This window comes from Klebsiella sp. JB_Kp042, from assembly GCF_040065275.1.
Lineage (GTDB): Bacteria > Pseudomonadota > Gammaproteobacteria > Enterobacterales > Enterobacteriaceae > Klebsiella > Klebsiella quasipneumoniae.
Map to the genome: position 1 here is coordinate 1 of NZ_JBEAJL010000007.1, position 20,343 is coordinate 20,343.

A 20,343-nucleotide genomic window follows, 5' to 3' on the forward strand; every position below is an offset into this window, starting at 1 on the left:
GCACGACCTTGCCAAGGTCGGGGTCGCGAGTTCGAGTCTCGTTTCCCGCTCCAAATTTTCTTCCATCTCTTATTTATCCACAGTGCAATCCAGCGCCGGGGATGATTTTCGTTTGGTCTGCAGAAATACTGTAAACAGAGTTATCCACAGGTTGTCGTTTCGCTTCTGACGGCGTAAATGCTTCGCTTTGTAAATAATATCTTTATATCTAATTGAAATTTAACAATTAAATTTCATTTCGAAATGTTAATCCGATCACTTGACCTCGGTCTGCGCCTTGAAACTCAATGTGTTTTAGATTTTATTCACAGCCTGTGAATGAATCAGGCGTCGCGCGGCAGGCCTTTCTCTACCACCCTGACCAGACGTAATTTTTTCGGCAGCTGTACTTCGACGGCGTCGACGCTGCGCTTTTTCAGTTGCTGGGCAATCGCCCACTCAATGTGCTCGTCGAGAAGCGGGTGCTCGCCCAGGCGACTCTCCAGTGCGCGAAGATGGGCTTCATCCCAGGGCGCATTGCCCAGCGCGACGGCGATATTACGCAGCCAGCGCAGATGACCAATGCGACGAATCGCCGACCCTTCGGTCACCTTCAGAAACCACGCTTCGCTCCAGGCGAACAGCTCCACCAGCGGCGGGGCATGCAGCGCCTGGCGCGGGCTGAAATCCTCTTCATCGGTGAGCTGTGAGAAACGGTTCCACGGGCAGATAAGCTGGCAGTCGTCGCAGCCATAGATCCGGTTGCCGATGAGCGGACGGAACTCCTCCGGAATAGCGCCTTCCAGTTCGATGGTGAGATAGGAGATGCAGCGGCGGGCGTCGACGGTATAGGGCTCAACGATGGCCCCGGTGGGGCAGATAGTCATGCAGGCGACACAGCGTCCACACTCCTCCGCGACAGGGCTGTCGACCGGCAGGGGCAGGTCAATCAGCAGTTCGCCGAGAAAAAAGAATGATCCGGCGTCGCGGCTTAAGATAAGTGAGTGCTTACCTGTCCAGCCAAGGCCCGCTTTTTCTGCAATGGGCCGTTCCAGGATAGGCGCGGAATCGACAAAAGGTCTAAAATTGAGCGAAGCACACTGTTCCTGAATCTTCTCACCCAGTTTTTTCAGGCGATTACGTAGCAGCTTATGATAATCACGCCCGAGGGCATAACGGCTGACGTAACCCAGCGCGGGATCTTTCAGGGTGCGGGCAAAGGCGGCGTTGGCGGGCAGATAATTCATCCGCACGCTGATGACGCGTAACGTACCGGGCAGCAGTTCGTGGGGGCGGGCGCGCATCATACCGTGACGGGCCATCCACTCCATTTCGCCGTGGTATTGTTTATCCAGCCATGCCTGCAGTTTGGGTTCACTGGCGCTGAGGTCGGTATCGGCGATACCGACCTGCTGGAACCCGAGCTCTGTGCCCCATTGTTTGATTTGTTGCGCTAACTGAACGAGATCGAGGGGCTGTGACATGATGGACCATACAATGACGAAAAACCCTGACAGTATACCATACAACATTTGGCCTGCGGAGGCGCTGCGCCTGGCCGAACGAGAGGCGGCGGACAGCCTGGGACTGACGCTGTTTGAACTGATGCAGCGCGCGGGCGAGGCGGCGTTCCAACTGGCCAGCCGCGCTTTTCCTGACAGCGCGCACTGGCTGATCCTCTGCGGGCATGGCAACAACGGCGGTGACGGATATGTCGTCGCGCGTCTGGCCCAGGCCGCCGGGCGGAGGGTGACGCTGCTGGCGGTAGAGAGTGACAGCCCGCTGCCGGAAGAGGCGCAGGCGGCGCGGGAGGCATGGCTTAACGCCGGCGGCGTGATCCATGCGGCCACTGTCCCCTGGCCAGACGATATCTCACTGATTATTGATGGCCTGCTCGGCACCGGGTTGCGCAGTGCGCCGCGTGAATCCGTCGCGGTGCTCATTCACCAGGCGAACCACCATCCTGCGCCGGTGCTGGCTCTGGATATCCCTTCCGGCCTGAACGCGCAGACCGGCGCGACGCCGGGGGCGGTCATTCAGGCCGACCATACGCTGACGTTTATCGCGCTCAAACCGGGGCTGCTGACCGGCAAGGCGCGGGATGTCGTCGGGCAGCTCCACCATCATGCGCTGGGGCTTGAGCGCTGGCTCGCCGGGCAAAGTACCCCCCTGACGCGGTTTTGCGCCGCCCACCTTGCCGACTGGCTGCCGCCGCGCCGGGCCACCTCCCATAAGGGCGATCACGGCAAGCTGGCGATCGTCGGCGGCGATCGCGGCACGGCAGGCGCGATTCGCATGTGCGGTGAAGCGGCTTTACGCGCCGGCGCAGGGCTGGTGCGAGTACTTACTCACCCGGAGAACGTGGCGCCTATTATCACCGCCCGGCCGGAATTAATGGTGGATGAGCTGACGCCGCAGACCCTGAAAGCCGCGCTGGAATGGGCGGAGGTGGTGGCGATTGGCCCAGGTCTGGGGCAGAACGAGTGGGGACGCAGCGCCCTGCGCATGGTGGAAAGGGTTAACAAACCGATGGTCTGGGACGCCGATGCGCTGAACCTGCTGGCATTCAATCCCGATAAACGTCACAATCGCGTGCTGACGCCGCACCCCGGCGAAGCGGCCCGTCTGCTGAATATCAGCGTGGCAGAAATTGAAAGCGATCGCTTACTTTCTGCGCAGCGTCTGGTAAAACGGTATGGCGGCGTGGTCGTGCTGAAAGGCGCGGGCACGGTGGTGGCCAGTGAAAGCGGGGCGATGGGCATTATCGACGCCGGCAATGCCGGGATGGCCAGCGGCGGCATGGGCGATGTGCTCACTGGCATCATCGCCGCATTGTTAGGACAGCACCTGACGCCGTATGATGCTGCCTGTGCTGGGTGCGTCGCTCATGGCGATGCCGCCGACCGACTGGCCGCCCGCGAGGGCACCCGCGGCATGCTGGCGACCGATCTCTTTTCCACGCTCAAGCGTGTTGTTAACCCGGATGTGATTGACGTAGACCATGATTAACCGAGTGATTCCTTTACCCGATGAGCAGGCCACGCTGGCCCTGGGCGACCGTATTGCGCAGGCCTGTACCGGCGCCACCGTGATTTACCTTTATGGTGACTTAGGCGCGGGAAAAACCACCTTTAGCCGCGGCTTTTTACAGGCGCTCGGTCACTGCGGCAATGTCAAAAGCCCAACTTATACCCTGGTGGAACCGTATACCCTCGACAAGCTGATGGTGTATCACTTCGATCTCTACCGCCTGGCGGATCCTGAGGAGCTGGAATTTATGGGGATCCGCGATTATTTTGCCGACGATGCCATCTGCCTGGTGGAATGGCCGCAGCAAGGCGCAGGTGTCCTGCCTGACCCGGACGTTGAAATTCACCTTGATTACCAGGCACAAGGGCGTGAGGCGCGCATTACCGCGATCTCCTCACGGGGTGAGTCTTTACTGGCACGTTTAGCCATTTAGCCTGAAGGATGACGGGATGAAGTATCGCATAACCACCTGGCTTGCCGCTGCGCTGATGCTGTCGAGTCTTCACGCCACTGCGGCGAGTTTATCCGATATCCAGGTCTCTAACGGAGACCAGCAGGCCCGTATTACTCTTAGCTTTGTCGGTGAACCGGAGTACTCCTTTACCCCGCAGGGCAAACGACTGGTGGCGCTGGATATCAAACAGACCGGCGTATTGCAGGGACTGCCGCTGAAATTTAGCGGCAGCAACCTGGTGAAGAGCATTCGTGCCGGTACGCCGCAGGATTCGCAGACGCTGCGTCTGTTGGTGGATCTGACGGAAGATGGCAAAACCCGGGCGGTGAAGCAGCAGAACGGGGCGAATTACACGGTGGTCTTTACCATCAACGCCGACGCGCCGCCGCCGCCGCCGCCACCTCCTGTGGTGGTGAAACGGGCCGACCCGCCGCCGGTGATGCCTTCCCGGACGGTGACGGCGGGACGCAATCCGTTCAGCTCGTCGGGCCACGATCGGCAGACGGTGATGACCCCCTCTCAGCCGGCGATGACCAACAATCAAACCGGGACCCGTCCGGCGGCCCGCACCGTGTCGGCGCAGGATAAAGTGATTATCGCCATCGATGCCGGGCACGGCGGTCAGGATCCTGGCGCGATTGGCCCGAATGGCACCAAAGAGAAGAACGTGACTATCGCCATCGCGCGCAAGCTGCGTGCGCTGCTGAACGCCGATCCGCAGTTTAAACCGGTGCTGACCCGTGACGGGGATTACTTTATTTCGGTAATGGGACGCTCGGATGTGGCGCGTAAGCAAAATGCCAACTTCCTCGTCTCAATCCATGCTGACGCCGCGCCAAACCGCGACGCCACCGGCGCCTCGGTATGGGTGCTTTCTAACCGTCGCGCCAACAGTGAAATGGCCGGCTGGCTGGAACAGCATGAGAAACAGTCTGAACTGCTCGGCGGCGCGGGCGATGTGCTGGCGAACAGCCAGGCCGATCCCTACCTGAGCCAGGCGGTGTTGGATCTGCAGTTCGGTCACTCCCAACGCGTCGGCTACGATGTCGCGACCAACGTGCTCAGCCAGCTGCAGCGGATTGGCAATCTGCATAAACGCCGTCCGGAGCATGCCAGCCTCGGCGTACTGCGCTCGCCGGACATTCCGTCGATCCTCGTGGAAACGGGCTTCATCAGTAACAACGGGGAAGAACGGCTGCTGGGCAGCGATGATTACCAGGAGCAGATTGCGGAGGCGATTTATAACGGTCTGCGCAACTACTTTATGCAGCATCCGCTGCAGTCGGCGCCTCGCGGCGAGGCGGCGCAGACCGCCAGCGCCGCCTCGCCGGGCGGGATGTTGATTAACTAAGGAGCAGGGGATGCCGATTCAGGTTCTGCCGCCGCAGCTCGCCAACCAGATTGCCGCCGGCGAGGTGGTGGAACGGCCCGCGTCGGTGGTGAAAGAGCTGGTTGAAAACAGCCTTGATGCGGGCGCCACGCGGATTGATATTGATATCGAACGCGGCGGCGCGAAGCTTATTCGCATTCGCGATAACGGCTGCGGCATCAAAAAAGACGAGCTGGCGCTGGCCCTGGCTCGCCACGCGACCAGCAAGATCGCCTCGCTCGACGATCTCGAAGCCATTATCAGCCTCGGTTTTCGCGGCGAAGCGCTGGCCAGTATCAGTTCGGTGGCGCGCCTGACGCTCACTTCGCGGACGGCGGAACAGCAGGAAGCCTGGCAGGCGTATGCCGAAGGCCGCGAGCAGGCGGTGACGGTGAAGCCGGCGGCGCACCCGGTCGGTACGACCCTTGAAGTCCTCGATCTGTTCTACAACACCCCGGCGCGGCGCAAATTTATGCGCACCGAAAAGACCGAGTTCGGCCACATTGACGAGGTGGTCCGCCGCATTGCGCTGGCGCGCTTCGACGTCACCATCAACCTCAGCCATAACGGCAAGGTGATGCGCCAGTATCGGGCAGTCGCTCAGGATGGCCAGCGGGAGCGGCGGTTGGGAACCATCTGTGGCGCCGCCTTTCTTGAACATGCCCTGGCGATCGAGTGGCAGCATGGCGATCTGACCCTGCGCGGCTGGGTCGCCGATCCGCTGCATACTAACTCTGCACTGGCGGAAATTCAGTATTGCTACGTTAACGGGCGGATGATGCGGGACCGGTTGATCAACCACGCTATCCGCCAGGCCTGTGAAGACAAACTGGGGGCCGATCAGCAGCCGGCGTTTGTACTGTATCTGGAGATCGATCCCCATCAGGTGGATGTGAACGTCCATCCGGCCAAGCATGAGGTGCGTTTCCATCAGTCGCGCCTGGTGCATGACTTTATCTACCAGGGCGTCCTGAGCGTGCTGCAGCAGCAGCTTGACGCGCCGCTGGCGGAAAAAGACGACCTGCCGGCGCCCCGTGCGATGCCGGAGAACCGGATCGCGGCGGGCGGCAACCAGTTTGCGCGGCCGTCAGAAGCGCGTGAACCGGCAGCCCGTTTCAGCATCACGCCATCGCGTGAGCCTGCGGCCCCCAGCGGCAGGCCGGGCGGCGCGAGCTGGCCGCACGCGCAACCGGGTTACCAGAAGCAGCAAGGGGCGCTTTATCGTCAGTTGCTCGACACGCCGACGGCGCCAAAGCCCGCGTTACAGACCCCGGGCGCGGCGGAACTGGCCGGGCACAGTCAGAGCTTTGGCAGAGTGCTGACGATTGTTAGCCGCGACTGCGCGCTGCTGGAGCGCGAGGGCGGCCTGGCGCTGCTGTCGTTGACCGTTGCCGAACGCTGGCTGCGCCAGGCGCAGTTGACCCCGGGAGCAGAGGCCGTCTGTGCCCAGCCACTGTTGATCCCCCTGCGGTTAAAAGTTACGGAAGGGGAAAAGCAGGCGCTGGTCGCCGCGCAGTCGGCGCTGACGCAGTTGGGGATCGATATGCATACCGATGCCCTGCACGTGACGGTGCGCGCGGTCCCTTTACCCTTAAGACAACAAAATTTACAAATCTTGATTCCTGAACTGATAGGCTACCTGGCGCAGCAAAACGCATTCGACGTCGGCAATATCGCCCAATGGATGGCGCGTAATCTGACGAGCGAACAGACGTCATGGAATATGGCGCAGGCGATTGCGCTGCTGGCGGACGTTGAGCGTCTTTGCCCGCAGCTGGTGAGAACGCCGCCGGGTGGCCTGTTACAACCTGTAGATCTCCATTCGGCGATGAATGCCCTGAAAGATGAATGATGTAACCGAGGCGAGCCTGCCCAAGGCAATTTTTTTAATGGGCCCGACGGCCTCCGGCAAAACCGCGCTGGCGATAGCCTTACGTAAAGTTTTGCCAGTAGAGTTGATTAGCGTTGATTCCGCCCTCATTTATCGGGGAATGGATATTGGCACCGCCAAACCGGATGCCGCAGAGCTTAGCGCTGCGCCACACCGACTGCTGGATATTTTGGATCCGGCAGAGGCCTATTCCGCGGCGGATTTTCGCCGCGATGCGCTGGCGGCGATGGCGGAAATTGTCGCCGCCGGGCGAATTCCGCTGTTAGTCGGCGGGACGATGTTGTATTTCAAAGCGTTGTTGGAAGGATTGTCGCCCTTACCGTCCGCTGACCCAGAGGTCAGAGCGCGGATTGAGCAACAGGCCGCAGAGCAGGGGTGGAACGCGTTACATCAGCAGTTACAGGAGATCGATCCCGTAGCGGCTGCGCGTATTCATCCAAATGATCCGCAAAGGCTTTCCCGGGCACTGGAAGTTTTTTTCATTTCGGGTAAAACTTTAACGGAACTGACGCAAACGTCAGGAGACGCTCTGCCATATCAGGTGCATCAGTTCGCCATCGCCCCGGCGAGCCGTGAACTGCTCCATCAACGCATAGAACAGCGTTTTCATCAGATGTTAGCTTCAGGTTTTGAAGCAGAAGTACGGGCGCTTTTTGCCCGCGGAGATTTGCATACGGATATGCCTTCCATCCGTTGTGTCGGATACCGCCAGATGTGGTCATATCTCAATGGCGAGATCCCATATGATGAGATGGTTTATCGAGGTGTTTGCGCCACGAGACAGTTAGCCAAACGTCAGGTCACCTGGCTGCGCGGTTGGGAAGGTGTGCATTGGTTAGACAGTGAACAACCTGAACAAGCGCTCAACAAAGTATTACAGGTTGTTGGTGCGAGCCAGAACTGAACGTGTACAATTAAACGGTATCGTGCGTAATTTTTTTTGAGAATCGTAAGGTTCTGAGTACAAAACAAGCATACATATAAGGAAAAGAGAGAATGGCTAAGGGGCAATCTTTACAAGATCCGTTCCTGAACGCTTTGCGTCGGGAACGCGTTCCGGTTTCTATTTATTTGGTGAATGGTATCAAGCTGCAAGGGCAAATTGAGTCTTTCGATCAGTTCGTGATCCTGTTGAAGAACACGGTCAGCCAGATGGTCTATAAGCACGCAATTTCTACTGTTGTCCCGTCTCGCCCGGTGTCTCACCACAGCAACAATGCTGGCGGCGGTTCCAGTAACTATCACCACGGTGGTAGCGCGCAGGGCTCTTCTGCGCCGCAACAAGACAGCGACGACGCCGAATAAGGCTAGTGCTGTTTTTCCACGCCGGGGAGCCAGGTTTTCTGCGTTCCCCGCTGGTATTTTATAAGGGGTTTACGCTTGTTTGACCGTTATGACGCCGGTGAGCAGGCGGTACTGGTACACATCTATTTTTCGCAAGACAAAGATATGGAAGACCTCCAGGAGTTTGAAACTCTGGCCTCTTCCGCCGGTGTCGAAGCAATGCAGGTGATTACCGGTAGCCGTAAAGCACCGCACCCGAAGTATTTTGTTGGTGAAGGTAAGGCAGTCGAAATTGCGGAAGCCGTTAAAGCGACCGGCGCTTCGGTCGTGCTCTTCGATCATGCCCTGAGTCCGGCGCAAGAACGCAACCTGGAACGCCTGTGCGAATGCCGGGTTATCGATCGTACCGGTCTTATTTTAGATATTTTCGCTCAGCGCGCGCGCACCCATGAAGGGAAACTGCAGGTCGAGCTGGCGCAGCTGCGCCATATGGCGACCCGCCTTGTCCGCGGCTGGACCCACCTTGAAAGACAAAAGGGCGGGATCGGTTTGCGTGGCCCGGGTGAAACCCAGCTCGAAACTGACCGTCGTTTATTGCGTAACCGCATCATGCAGATCCTGTCGCGGCTGGAAAAAGTCGAGAAACAGCGTGAGCAGGGGCGGCGGTCGCGCGCGAAAGCCGATATTCCAACCGTGTCGCTGGTGGGCTACACCAACGCCGGAAAATCAACGCTCTTTAACCAGATCACCGCCGCCGAGGTCTATGCCGCGAACCAGCTGTTCGCCACTCTGGACCCGACGCTGCGCCGCATTGACGTCCCTGACGTCGGCGAAACGGTGCTGGCCGATACCGTGGGCTTTATTCGCCACTTGCCGCACGATCTGGTGGCCGCGTTTAAAGCGACGTTGCAGGAGACGCGTCAGGCGACGCTGCTGCTGCATGTGATTGACGCTGCGGATGTCCGCGTGCAGGAAAACATTGATGCGGTAAATACGGTTCTCGCTGAAATTGAGGCCGATGAGATCCCGGCGCTGCTGGTGATGAACAAAATCGACATGCTGGACGATTTTGAACCGCGCATCGATCGCGACGATGAAAATAAACCGATTCGGGTCTGGCTTTCCGCTCAGACCGGGGTTGGCGTACCACTGCTTTTTCAGGCGTTAACGGAGCGCCTTTCCGGTGAAGTGGCCCAGCATACGCTGCGCTTACCGCCGAAAGAAGGGCGACTGAGAAGCCGTTTCTATCAGCTTCAGGCGATAGAAAAAGAGTGGATGGAGGATGACGGCAGCGTGAGTCTGCAGGTGCGCATGCCGATCGTTGACTGGCGGCGCCTCTGTAAGCAAGAGCCAACGCTTGTTGACTATGTGGTTTGACCTTGCAGCTTGCCTGAAGATATTGACCCCTGTGGGGATATCAAAAACAAATATGGAGCATATACATGGCGTGGAATCAGCCCGGTAATAACGGACAGGACCGCGACCCGTGGGGGAGCAGCAAACCTGGCGGCAACTCTGAGGGAAATGGCAACAAAGGCGGTCGCGAGCAGGGGCCGCCGGATCTGGATGATATCTTCCGCAAGTTAAGTAAAAAACTTGGCGGGCTCGGCGGCGGCAAGGGCGGACTGGGCGGCGGCAATAGCGCGCAGGGACCTCGCGGACCGATGGGCGGGCGTATTGTCGGCATCGTTGCCGCGGCGGCAGTGATTATCTGGGCGGCCAGCGGTTTCTATACTATTAAAGAAGCCGAACGCGGCGTGGTCACCCGCTTTGGTAAGTTCAGCCATCTGGTTGAGCCGGGCCTGAACTGGAAGCCGACCTTTATCGATAACGTGCAGGCGGTGAACGTGGAGTCAGTACGCGAACTGGCGGCGTCCGGCGTCATGCTGACCTCTGACGAAAACGTGGTACGCGTTGAGATGAACGTGCAGTACCGCGTCACCGATCCGGAGCGCTACCTGTTTAGCGTCACCAGCGCGGATGACAGCCTGCGTCAGGCTACCGACAGCGCGCTGCGCGGGGTGATCGGTAAATACACCATGGATCGCATTCTGACCGAAGGCCGTACCGTGATCCGTAGCGATACCCAGCGTGAGCTGGAAGAGACGATTCGCCCGTACAACATGGGTATCACTCTGCTGGACGTCAACTTCCAGACGGCGCGTCCGCCGGAAGAGGTGAAGGCCGCGTTTGACGATGCCATTGCCGCGCGTGAGAACGAGCAGCAGTACATTCGTGAAGCGGAAGCGTATACCAACGAAGTCCAGCCGCGGGCGAATGGTCAGGCGCAGCGTATCCTCGAAGAGGCACGCGCCTATAAGACCCAGACCGTTCTGGAAGCCCAGGGTGAAGTGGCTCGCTTTGCGAAGATCCTGCCGGAATACAAAGCCGCGCCGGAAATTACCCGCGAGCGTCTGTATATCGAAACCATGGAAAAAGTGCTGAGCCACACCCGTAAAGTGCTGGTCAATGACAGCAAAAACGGCAATCTGATGGTTCTGCCGCTGGACCAGATGCTGAAAGGCGCCGCTGCGCCGGCTGCAAAGAGCGATAGCAGTGACGCCAGCGATCTGCTGCGCCTGCCGCCTGCATCCAGCACTGGCAGCGCCAGCACCTCATCAACCTCGAGCTCAACCGGGGGTAGCATTATGGACCAACGCCGCGCTAACGCGCAGCGTAACGACTACCAGCGTCAGGGGGAATAACGATGCGTAAATCTGTTATCGCGATCATTGTCATCGTGCTGGTAGTGCTCTACATGTCAGTCTTTGTCGTGAAGGAAGGCGAGCGCGGTATCACGCTGCGTTTCGGTAAAGTTCTGCGCGACGACGAAAATAAGCCGCTGGTGTATGCGCCAGGCCTGCACTTCAAGATCCCGTTTATCGAATCGGTGAAGATGCTGGATGCGCGTATTCAGACCATGGACAACCAGGCTGACCGTTTCGTTACTAAAGAGAAGAAAGACCTGATCGTCGACTCCTATATCAAGTGGCGTATCAGCGACTTCAGCCGTTACTACCTGGCCACCGGCGGCGGCGACGTCTCCCAGGCCGAGGTGCTGCTGAAGCGTAAATTCTCGGACCGTCTGCGTTCTGAAATTGGTCGTCTGGATGTGAAAGACATCGTCACCGATTCCCGTGGCCGCCTGACGCTGGAAGTGCGTGATGCGCTGAACTCAGGGTCGGCCGGTACGGAAGACGAGGTTAGCACGCCGGCGGCTGACGATGCGATTGCCAAAGCGGCAGAGCGCGTGGAAGCGGAAACCAACGGCAAAGTGCAGGTGATCAACCCGAACAGTATGGCGGCGCTGGGTATTGAAGTGGTCGACGTGCGTATCAAACAGATCAACCTGCCGGCGGAAGTGTCGGAAGCGATCTATAACCGTATGCGCGCGGAGCGTGAAGCGGTTGCCCGTCGTCACCGTTCACAGGGCCAGGAAGAGGCAGAAAAACTGCGCGCGACCGCGGACTATGAAGTCACCAAGACGCTGGCGGAAGCCGAGCGGCAGGGTCGTATCCTGCGTGGTGAAGGCGATGCGGAATCGGCAAAACTGTTTGCCGACGCGTTCAGTCAGGATCCGGGCTTCTATTCCTTTATTCGTAGCCTGCGCGCCTATGAGAAGAGCTTCCAGAGCAATCAGGATGTCATGGTCCTGAGCCCGGATAGCGATTTCTTCCGCTATATGCGTTCACCGGATTCGGTGCGTAAATAAGTCGAAGATGACAGTAACCTACAGTGGTTAATGCAAAAAGGCGCCTGAGACAGGCGCCTTTTTTTATGCTACGACGGCGTGAATTAGTTGCCGAGCAGCTTGTTTAGCAGGCCACCGATCACCGGCAGGCTCGCCAGCGTACTCTCGATGGTGCCGCCGATAGATGAGCCAACGCTTTCGCCCAGGGTTTTGCCCAGGTCCGGCGCCAGATCGGCCAGATTAATGGTGCCAATCAGCGGCAGGTTGATGCTCAGGGCATCGGTGCCCATCGTCCATACGGCGGCACCAACCTTACTGCCTAAGGTTGCCAGGCCATCCTGTAACCAGCCAGCGCCGCTCACATTTTCGATTTCAACTGCGGTTAATTCTCTCATGATAATCTTCCTGATTATGTAGACGTACCGGGTTGTAGTACGCGACGGCATAGTTGCAATTTAAAAAATAGACAGCAATACAACTGGTTATGAATTTTGTTTCACCTTTCCGGTTCATAATGAAGAGGAAATACGGGACAATGTGAATTGAGTGAATGCATTCACTATGCTGGCCGATGACGCCTGCGAAGGCGGCGATAATAATTTTCAATTAGGGTTGACGATGAACTCCACCATTTGGCTGGCGCTGGCGCTGGTTTTAGTACTCGAAGGGCTTGGCCCGCTACTTTATCCGCGAGCCTGGCGCAAGATGGTCGCCAGCCTGAGCCAGCTTCCGGATAATTTATTGCGGCGCTTTGGCGGCGGACTTGTGGTTGCCGGGATTGTGATCTACTACATGTTGAGGAAATCGATTGGCTGATCAAAAAGTGGTCGGATTTGCCTTATTTTGGATGCAAAAAGTGCTGTAACTCTGAAAAAGCGATGGTAGAATCCATTTTTAAGCAAACGGTGATTTTGAAAAATGGGTAACAACGTCGTCGTACTGGGCACCCAATGGGGTGACGAAGGTAAAGGGAAGATCGTCGATCTCCTGACAGAACGGGCTAAATATGTTGTGCGCTACCAGGGTGGTCACAACGCCGGCCATACTCTCGTAATCAACGGTGAAAAAACCGTTCTCCATCTTATTCCATCAGGCATTCTGCGTGAAAACGTCACCAGCATCATCGGTAACGGCGTCGTGCTGTCTCCGGCTGCGCTGATGAAAGAGATGAAGGGCCTGGAAGACCGTGGTATCCCGGTTCGCGAGCGTCTGCTGCTCTCTGAAGCCTGCCCGCTTATCCTTGACTATCACGTGGCGCTGGACGTGGCGCGTGAAAAAGCGCGCGGCGCGAAGGCGATCGGCACCACCGGTCGCGGCATCGGCCCGGCTTACGAAGATAAAGTCGCTCGTCGCGGTCTGCGCGTTGGCGATCTGTTCGATAAAGCAACCTTCGCCGATAAACTGAAAGAAGTGATGGAATATCACAACTTCCAGCTGGTGAACTTCTACAAAGCAGAAGCGGTTGACTACCAGAAAGTGCTGGACGATGTGATGGCGATTGCCGACATCCTGACCGGCATGGTGGTGGACGTTTCCGACCTGCTGGATCAGGCGCGTAAACGTGGCGACTTCGTAATGTTCGAAGGCGCACAGGGCACGCTGCTGGATATCGACCACGGTACCTATCCGTACGTAACCTCTTCCAATACCACCGCGGGTGGCGTGGCGACCGGCTCCGGCCTGGGCCCGCGTTATGTGGATTACGTTCTGGGTATCATCAAAGCTTACTCGACTCGCGTCGGCGCGGGTCCGTTCCCGACTGAGCTGTTTGATGAGACCGGCGAGTTCCTCTGCAAGCAGGGTAACGAATTCGGCGCCACCACCGGTCGTCGTCGTCGTACCGGCTGGCTGGACGCTGTCGCGGTTCGTCGCGCGGTGCAGATTAACTCCCTGTCCGGCTTCTGCCTGACTAAACTGGACGTCCTCGACGGCCTGAAAGAAGTGAAAATCTGCGTCGGCTACCGTATGCCGGATGGCCGCGAAGTGACCACCACTCCGCTGGCAGCCGACAACTGGGAAGGTATCGAGCCTATCTACGAAACCATGCCGGGCTGGTCTGAAACCACCTTCGGCGTGAAAGAGCGCAGCGGCCTGCCGCAGGCAGCGCTGAACTACATCCAGCGTATTGAAGAGCTGACCGGCGTTCCGGTTGATATCATCTCTACCGGTCCAGACCGTACCGAGACCATGATTCTGCGCGACCCGTTCGACGCATAATCACTCGCAAGGGGCGCCGTTCTGGCGCCCTTGTTTTTGCTGTTCGCCCGCCCCATTTTAAATAAATTAGCGGCCTGAGCGCTGGCTGGTTTATCATCAATAATAATGATGTCGCTCGACATACCCTGTTTTCTTTTCCCTGAGGTTTATGTGCAGTTAACGAGTTTCACCGATTACGGACTACGGGCGCTGATTTATATGGCGTCGCTGCCGGAAGGACGGATGACCAGTATCTCGGAAGTGACCGAGGTCTATGGCGTCTCCCGTAATCATATGGTTAAAATAATCAATCAGTTAAGTCGCATGGGCTACGTAACTGCCGTGCGGGGGAAGAACGGGGGCATTCGCCTCGGCAAACCAGCAGGACAGATCCGCGTCGGTGACGTGGTGCGCGACCTTGAACCCTTATCGCTGGTCAACTGCAGCAGCGAGTTTTGTCACATTACACCAGCCTGTCGTTTGAAACAGGCGCTAGCTGAAGCCGCGCAGAGTTTTCTCAAGGAACTGGATAACTATACGCTGGCTGATTTGGTTGAGAAGAATCAACCGCTTTATAAATTATTGCTGGTGGAGTGACGCCACTCTGCCGGAGATGACAACGGAGGAACCGATATGTCACAAGATCCATTCCAGGAACGCGAAGCTGAGAAGTACGCGAACCCAATCCCGAGCCGGGAATTTATCCTCGAACATTTAACCAAACGGGAAAAGCCTGCCAGCCGCGATGAGCTGGCCATCGAGTTAAATATCGAGGGCGAAGAGCAAACCGAAGCGCTGCGCCGCCGCCTGCGCGCGATGGAGCGCGACGGTCAGCTGGTCTTCACCCGCCGTCAGTGCTATGCGCTGCCGGAGCGCCTTGATCTCCTCAAAGGAACCGTTATCGGCCACCGTGATGGCTATGGTTTCCTGCGCGTTGAAGGGCGCAAAGACGATCTCTACCTGTCGTCAGAGCAGATGAAAACCTGTATTCATGGCGACCAGGTGCTGGCCCAACCGCTGGGCGCGGACCGCAAGGGCCGCCGCGAAGCGCGCATTGTCCGCGTCCTGGTGCCGAAAACCAGCCAGATTGTTGGCCGCTACTTTACCGACGCTGGCGTCGGTTTCGTCGTCCCGGACGACAGTCGCCTGAGCTTCGATATCCTGATCCCGCCGGAAGAGATTATGGGCGCGCGGATGGGCTACGTGGTGGTGGTCGAGCTGACCCAGCGCCCGACCCGTCGCACCAAAGCCGTGGGGAAAATCGTCGAAGTGCTGGGCGACAACATGGGTACCGGCATGGCCGTCGATATGGCGCTGCGCACCCATGAAATTCCATACGTCTGGCCGCCGGCGGTAGAAAACCAGGTTTCCGGCCTGAAAGAGCAGGTGCCGGAAGAGGCGAAAGCCGGGCGCGTCGATCTGCGCTCCCTGCCGCTGGTCACCATTGACGGCGAAGATGCCCGCGACTTCGATGACGCGGTGTACTGCGAGAAGAAACGCGGCGGCGGCTGGCGCCTGTGGGTAGCCATTGCCGACGTCAGCTACTACGTGCGTCCGGGGACGCCGCTGGACGCTGAAGCGCGCAGCCGCGGAACCTCGGTCTACTTCCCGTCGCAGGTGGTGCCGATGCTGCCGGAAGTGCTGTCTAACGGTCTGTGCTCGCTGAACCCGCAGGTCGATCGCCTGTGCATGGTATGCGAGATGACGATTTCGTCAAAAGGCCGTCTGACCGGTTATAAATTCTATGAAGCGGTGATGAGTTCACATGCTCGCCTGACCTATACCAAGGTGTGGCATATGCTGCAGGGTGACCAGGAGCTGCGTGAGCACTACGCGCCGCTGGTGAAGCATATTGAAGAACTGCATAACCTCTACAAGGTGCTGGATGGCGCCCGCGAAGAGCGTGGCGGTATCTCATTTGAAAGTGAAGAAGCTAAATTCATCTTCAACGCCGAGCGCCGTATCGAGCGTATCGAACAGACCCAGCGTAACGATGCGCACAAGCTGATTGAAGAGTGCATGATCCTGGCGAACATCTCCGCTGCGCGCTTCGTTGAGAAGGCGCAGGAGCCGGCGCTGTTCCGTATTCACGATAAGCCGAGCACCGAGGCGATTACCGCGTTCCGCAGCGTGCTGGCGGAGCTGGGTCTGGAACTGCCGGGCGGCAACAAGCCGGAGCCGCGCGATTACGCCGAACTGCTGACCTCCATCGCCGATCGCCCGGATGCGGAAATGCTGCAGACGATGCTCCTGCGGTCGATGAAGCAGGCGGTCTACGATCCGGAAAACCGCGGCCACTTTGGCCTCGCGCTGCAGTCCTATGCCCACTTCACCTCGCCGATCCGTCGTTACCCGGATCTGTCGCTGCACCGCGCCATCAAATATCTGCTGGCCAAAGAGCAGGGGCATAAAGGCAATAGCACGGAGACCGGCGGCTGGCACTACAGCATGGAAGAGATGCTGCAGCTGGGCGAGCACTGCTCGATGACCGAACGTCGCGCCGATGAAGCGACGCGCGAAGTCTCCGACTGGCTGAAGTGTGACTTCATGCAGGATCAGGTAGGCAATATCTTCTCCGGGGTTATCGCCAGCGTGACCGGCTTTGGCTTCTTCGTTCGTCTCAACGATCTGTTTATCGACGGCCTGGTGCATGTTTCCTCCCTGGATAACGACTACTATCGTTTCGACCAGGTGGGGCAGCGTCTGATCGGCGAGTCCGGCGGGCAGACCTATCGCCTGGGCGACCGCGTGGAAGTCCGTGTGGAAGCGGTCAACATGGACGAGCGTAAAATCGACTTTACCCTGATCTCCAGCGAGCGCGCGCCGCGTAATGTCGGCAAAACCGCCCGTGAGAAAGCGAAAAAGAGCACCTCCGGCAAACCGGGCGGCCGTCGTCGTCAGGTTGGTAAGCAGGTGAACTTCGAGCCGGACAGCGCGTTCCGCAAAGAAAAAGACCAGGCGAAAGCGAAGCCGAAAGGCGAGAAGAAAGCGAAAAAACCGTCGGCGAAAACGCAGAAAATCGCCGCCGCGACCAAAGCCAAGCGCGCGGCAAAGAAGAAGAGCGCCGAGTGATTGACCACCCTTCACTCTGAAGTCTGCTGACGCAGAACGGGGTGAAGGGCGGATAACAGAACCTAAAACGAGTACATCAATGAGTGAAATGATTTACGGCATCCATGCGGTGCAGGCACTGCTGGAGCGCGCACCTGAGCGTTTTCAGGAAGTTTATATTCTGAAAGGCCGTGAGGATAAGCGCCTGCTGCCGCTGATCCACGCTCTGGAAGCGCAGGGCGTGGTGATTCAGCTGGCCAACCGCCAGTTCCTCGATGAGAAGAGCGAAGGCGCGGTACACCAGGGGATCATTGCCCGCGTGAAGCCGGGGCGTCAGTATCAGGAGAACGATCTGCCGGATCTGCTGGCGCAGCTCGATCAGCCGTTCCTGTTGATCCTTGATGGCGTGACCGATCCGCATAACCTCGGCGCCTGCCTGCGCAGCGCCGATGCTGCCGGCGTGCATGCGGTGATTGTGCCGAAAGATCGTTCCGCGCAGCTGAATGCGACGGCGAAGAAAGTGGCCTGCGGCGCGGCGGAGAACGTCCCGCTGATCCGCGTCACCAACCTGGCGCGCACCATGCGCCTGCTGCAGGAGGAGAACGTCTGGATCGTCGGAACCGCAGGTGAAGCCGACCATACGCTGTTCCAGAGCAAAATGACCGGGCCGATGGCGCTGGTGATGGGCGCGGAAGGCGAAGGTATGCGCCGCCTGACCCGCGAGCACTGTGATGAGCTGATCAGCATCCCGATGGCGGGCAGCGTCTCCTCGCTGAACGTCTCGGTGGCCACTGGCATCTGCCTGTTTGAGGCGGTACGCCAGCGCAGCTAAGCTGATCCGCTGACGGAACTGAAAAGCCATCCTCCGGGATGGCTTTTTTGTGACCGTTCTCGCGGGCGAGTATCTCCCTGGATAACCATACTTATGGTTATCGCCATTGATGGAGGGAGACACGATGCACTGGCAAACGCACACCGTTTTTAATCAACCGACCCCGCTGAATAACAGCAATCTGTTCCTGTCCGATACCGCCCTGCGTGAAGCGGTGGTCCGTGAAGGCGCCGGCTGGGATGGCGATCTGCTCGCCAGCATTGGCCAGCAGCTGGGGACCGCAGAATCGCTGGAGCTGGGACGCCTGGCCAACAGCAACCCGCCGGAGCTGCTGCGCTATGACGCCACCGGCGCCCGACTGGACGACGTTCGCTTCCACCCCGCCTGGCACCTGCTGATGCAGGGGCTGTGCGCGAACCGGGTGCATAATCTCGCCTGGCAGGAGGAGGCCCGTGAAGGCGCGTTTGTCGCGCGCGCCGCTCGCTTTCTGCTCCACGCCCAGGTAGAGGCCGGAACGCTGTGTCCGATTACCATGACCTTCGCCGCGACGCCTCTGCTGCAGCGCGCCCTGCCTGCGCCTTTTGGCGACTGGCTGTCGCCGCTGCTGAGCGACCGTTACGATCCCCACCTCGCGCCGGGCGGCCAGAAGCGCGGCCTGCTGATTGGCATGGGGATGACCGAGAAGCAAGGGGGCTCCGATGTGCTGAGCAATACCACCCGCGCGGAGAAAACGGCGGAAGGGTTTTACCGGCTGGTGGGACACAAATGGTTCTTCTCGGTGCCGCAGAGCGATGCCCACCTGGTGCTGGCCCAGGCGCCTGCGGGCCTGTCGTGCTTCTTTGTGCCGCGCCTGCTGCCCGACGGACAGCGCAACGGCGTGCGGCTGGAGCGCTTAAAAGAAAAGCTCGGCAACCGCTCCAATGCCAGTAGCGAAGTGGAGTTTTATGACGCCTGCGGCTGGCTGGTGGGCGACGAGGGCGACGGCGTGCGGCAGATCCTCAGGATGGGCGGCCTGACCCGCTTTGACTGCGCGCTGGGTAGCCATGCCCTGATGCGCCGGGCCTTCTCGGTGGCGCTGTATCATGCGTTACAGCGCCAGGCGTTCGGTAAAAATCTGGTCGATCAACCGATGATGCGCCAGCTGCTGGGGCAAATGGCGCTCCGTCTTGAAGGACAAACCGCGTTCCTGTTTCGTCTGGCGCGGGCCTGGGACCGTCGGGATGATGCCCGGGAAAGCGCCTGGGCGCGTCTGTTTACGCCTGCGGCCAAGTTTGCCATCTGCAAGGCAGGCATCCCGTTCGTCGCTGAGGCGATGGAAGTCCTGGGAGGGATCGGTTATTGCGAGGAGAGTGAGCTGCCGCGGTTGTATCGCGAGATGCCGGTCAACAGCATCTGGGAAGGCTCCGGCAATATTATGTGCCTCGATGTGATGCGGGTGCTGAGCAAGCAGCCGGCGGCGATGGAGCTGCTGGCCGCGGAGTGTGCGGAGGTGAAAGGACAGAACCGCCATCTCGACCGCGCATGGCGTCAGCTGCAGCAATTGCTGAAACGACCCGCCGAAGAGCAGGGCAGAGAGATTGCCCGGCTGGTCTATCGTCTGGGGGCGGGAGCGCAGATGCTGCGTTTCGCTTCGCCGCCGCTGGCCGAAGCCTGGTGCCGGATGATGCTCGACACGCGCGGCGGCATACGTCTTGACGCGCCGACCCTCGACGACCTGCTGCTGCGGGCCATGGGGCGGGGGCGCCAGGCGCCTCAGGCGTAGAGAATGGCCTGCACGCGCCAGCTGTCCGGCTGTTGTTCCTCGTACATCTGAATAATGCGATACCAGGAGGCGCCTTGCTCGTCCGCTTTGCGGGCAATGGCGTGCTCCACATCCTGTTGGCTGCCGGAAAGATTAGCGACGGAGATCAGACCGATTTCATTCAGGCCGGTGACGCAATCCGCGCTGGCGAATTCGGCTGACTGCGCGGAGGTGTTGGCCGTCGCAGTGGTTAACAGCAGGCTGGATAGGGTAAAAGATCGTTTCATCGTCAGCTCCATTTCACGTAGTCCCAAGGGCAGTCCGTTGCTAACGTCCTGCCAGGTGGCTGGCCGAACGTTATTATGCACAGGAGAACGTGAATGGACGCAAAGCTGTGTAAAGCAGATTTAAAGACGCCGCCTCGTCATCGACGATAGAGGATCGCCTGCGAATACCACTGGCCGGGTACCATGGTGTCATCGATCATGATGATGACGTAGTAATCGGCTTTGGCCGCTTCTGCTTTGGCCTTCAGCGCCGCTTCGACATCCATCGGCGAACCGTACATCAGTACGCTCACCGTGGCCATTTTCTGCAGGCCAGCCGTCTGGTTGCGCTGGATCTCCTGCGGATGGTCGGTGGCGGGCGGCGGGGCTTCCGGCGTTCCCTGCAGAGCGCTACACCCGCTGAGGACGATAGCCAGTAACCACGGACAAAACCTGCGCATAACCATATCTCGTTTCCTGATAGTGATAGTGTAGTGGTAGCCTTAACAGGATTTCCGGGGAATGTTCCCGAACTGTTATCTCTGACGCGATTTTCGAA

General features: G+C 58.8%; 19 protein-coding genes. 15 read left to right on the forward strand and 4 right to left on the reverse strand.

Going from position 1 to position 20,343, the window contains the following annotated elements:
* Nucleotides 1-323: 323 nt before the first annotated feature.
* A complete protein-coding gene (gene queG, locus ABLV54_RS00545; RefSeq protein WP_017900602.1) occupies nt 324-1,463 on the reverse strand; it encodes a tRNA epoxyqueuosine(34) reductase QueG in 1,140 nt (379 codons plus the stop codon).
* A gap of 13 nt (nt 1,464-1,476) precedes the next feature.
* Here queG and nnr point away from each other — a divergent pair, with 13 nt between their 5' ends.
* The 9 genes from nnr to hflC all read left to right on the forward strand — a co-directional run bounded on the left by nnr (nt 1,477) and on the right by hflC (nt 11,719).
* On the forward strand, nt 1,477-2,988 hold the full coding sequence (nnr, locus tag ABLV54_RS00550) for a bifunctional ADP-dependent NAD(P)H-hydrate dehydratase/NAD(P)H-hydrate epimerase (RefSeq protein WP_025999274.1): 1,512 nt from the start codon (nt 1,477-1,479) through the stop codon (nt 2,986-2,988).
* On the forward strand, nt 2,981-3,442 hold the full coding sequence (gene tsaE / locus ABLV54_RS00555; RefSeq protein WP_050533660.1) for a tRNA (adenosine(37)-N6)-threonylcarbamoyltransferase complex ATPase subunit type 1 TsaE: 462 nt from the start codon (nt 2,981-2,983) through the stop codon (nt 3,440-3,442). Before nnr ends, tsaE begins: the two co-directional genes overlap by 8 nt.
* A 16-nt stretch (nt 3,443-3,458) precedes the next feature.
* Nucleotides 3,459-4,814 (forward strand): N-acetylmuramoyl-L-alanine amidase AmiB, encoded by a 1,356-nt coding sequence (gene amiB, locus ABLV54_RS00560; protein ID WP_049114994.1) that lies wholly within the window; start codon nt 3,459-3,461, stop codon nt 4,812-4,814.
* Between the two features lie 10 nt (nt 4,815-4,824).
* Entirely contained in the window at nt 4,825-6,684 is a 1,860-nt protein-coding gene (gene mutL / locus ABLV54_RS00565; protein WP_049114993.1) for a DNA mismatch repair endonuclease MutL, read from the forward strand.
* Nucleotides 6,677-7,627 carry a tRNA (adenosine(37)-N6)-dimethylallyltransferase MiaA gene (miaA, locus tag ABLV54_RS00570; RefSeq protein ID WP_004206442.1) on the forward strand — a complete coding sequence of 317 codons (951 nt, stop codon included), beginning with the start codon at nt 6,677-6,679 and terminating at the stop codon, nt 7,625-7,627. The genes mutL and miaA overlap by 8 nt, the downstream gene beginning before the upstream one ends.
* Before the next feature lie 92 nt (nt 7,628-7,719).
* The gene (gene hfq / locus ABLV54_RS00575) at nt 7,720-8,028 is read left to right on the forward strand and encodes an RNA chaperone Hfq (protein ID WP_002885659.1); all 309 of its coding nucleotides are present in this window, start codon (nt 7,720-7,722) and stop codon (nt 8,026-8,028) included.
* 75 nt (nt 8,029-8,103) lie between these two features.
* Nucleotides 8,104-9,384, forward strand: coding sequence for a ribosome rescue GTPase HflX (hflX, locus tag ABLV54_RS00580; protein ID WP_004146725.1), 1,281 nt, complete (start codon nt 8,104-8,106; stop codon nt 9,382-9,384).
* 65 nt (nt 9,385-9,449) lie between these two features.
* Nucleotides 9,450-10,712 (forward strand): FtsH protease activity modulator HflK, encoded by a 1,263-nt coding sequence (gene hflK / locus ABLV54_RS00585; protein ID WP_004206443.1) that lies wholly within the window; start codon nt 9,450-9,452, stop codon nt 10,710-10,712.
* A gap of 2 nt (nt 10,713-10,714) precedes the next feature.
* A complete protein-coding gene (gene hflC, locus ABLV54_RS00590) occupies nt 10,715-11,719 on the forward strand; it encodes a protease modulator HflC (protein WP_004192484.1) in 1,005 nt (334 codons plus the stop codon).
* An 83-nt stretch (nt 11,720-11,802) separates the two neighbouring features.
* Here the strand turns inward: hflC and ABLV54_RS00595 are convergent, their stop codons facing one another.
* Nucleotides 11,803-12,093 (reverse strand): hypothetical protein, encoded by a 291-nt coding sequence (locus ABLV54_RS00595; RefSeq protein ID WP_004206444.1) that lies wholly within the window; start codon nt 12,091-12,093, stop codon nt 11,803-11,805.
* Nucleotides 12,094-12,316: 223 nt separating this feature from the next.
* Between ABLV54_RS00595 and ABLV54_RS00600 the strand changes: the two genes are divergently transcribed.
* From ABLV54_RS00600 to ABLV54_RS00625, 6 genes are all read left to right on the forward strand, one after another.
* Nucleotides 12,317-12,514, forward strand: coding sequence for a DUF2065 domain-containing protein (locus ABLV54_RS00600; protein WP_002885664.1), 198 nt, complete (start codon nt 12,317-12,319; stop codon nt 12,512-12,514).
* 102 nt (nt 12,515-12,616) lie between these two features.
* Nucleotides 12,617-13,915 (forward strand): adenylosuccinate synthase, encoded by a 1,299-nt coding sequence (locus ABLV54_RS00605; protein WP_012543110.1) that lies wholly within the window; start codon nt 12,617-12,619, stop codon nt 13,913-13,915.
* Nucleotides 13,916-14,065: 150 nt separating this feature from the next.
* Complete coding sequence (gene nsrR, locus ABLV54_RS00610; RefSeq protein ID WP_002885667.1) at nt 14,066-14,491, forward strand: nitric oxide-sensing transcriptional repressor NsrR; 426 nt, start codon at nt 14,066-14,068, stop codon at nt 14,489-14,491.
* A gap of 36 nt (nt 14,492-14,527) precedes the next feature.
* Nucleotides 14,528-16,966, forward strand: coding sequence for a ribonuclease R (gene rnr / locus ABLV54_RS00615; RefSeq protein WP_023291716.1), 2,439 nt, complete (start codon nt 14,528-14,530; stop codon nt 16,964-16,966).
* A gap of 79 nt (nt 16,967-17,045) precedes the next feature.
* Nucleotides 17,046-17,777: a 23S rRNA (guanosine(2251)-2'-O)-methyltransferase RlmB gene (gene rlmB, locus ABLV54_RS00620; RefSeq protein WP_002885669.1), complete on the forward strand. Its 732-nt coding sequence runs from the start codon at nt 17,046-17,048 to the stop codon at nt 17,775-17,777.
* A gap of 124 nt (nt 17,778-17,901) precedes the next feature.
* On the forward strand, nt 17,902-19,539 hold the full coding sequence (locus tag ABLV54_RS00625) for an isovaleryl-CoA dehydrogenase (RefSeq protein WP_050533661.1): 1,638 nt from the start codon (nt 17,902-17,904) through the stop codon (nt 19,537-19,539).
* Here the strand turns inward: ABLV54_RS00625 and yjfN are convergent.
* Together yjfN and bsmA are read right to left on the reverse strand one after the other, a co-directional pair.
* Nucleotides 19,530-19,805: a DUF1471 family protease activator YjfN gene (yjfN, locus tag ABLV54_RS00630; protein WP_004206450.1), complete on the reverse strand. Its 276-nt coding sequence runs from the start codon at nt 19,803-19,805 to the stop codon at nt 19,530-19,532. The two genes, ABLV54_RS00625 and yjfN, sit on opposite strands and share 10 nt — an antisense overlap.
* A 137-nt stretch (nt 19,806-19,942) precedes the next feature.
* Entirely contained in the window at nt 19,943-20,251 is a 309-nt protein-coding gene (bsmA, locus tag ABLV54_RS00635; protein ID WP_023291718.1) for a biofilm peroxide resistance protein BsmA, read from the reverse strand.
* Nucleotides 20,252-20,343: the final 92 nt, after the last annotated feature.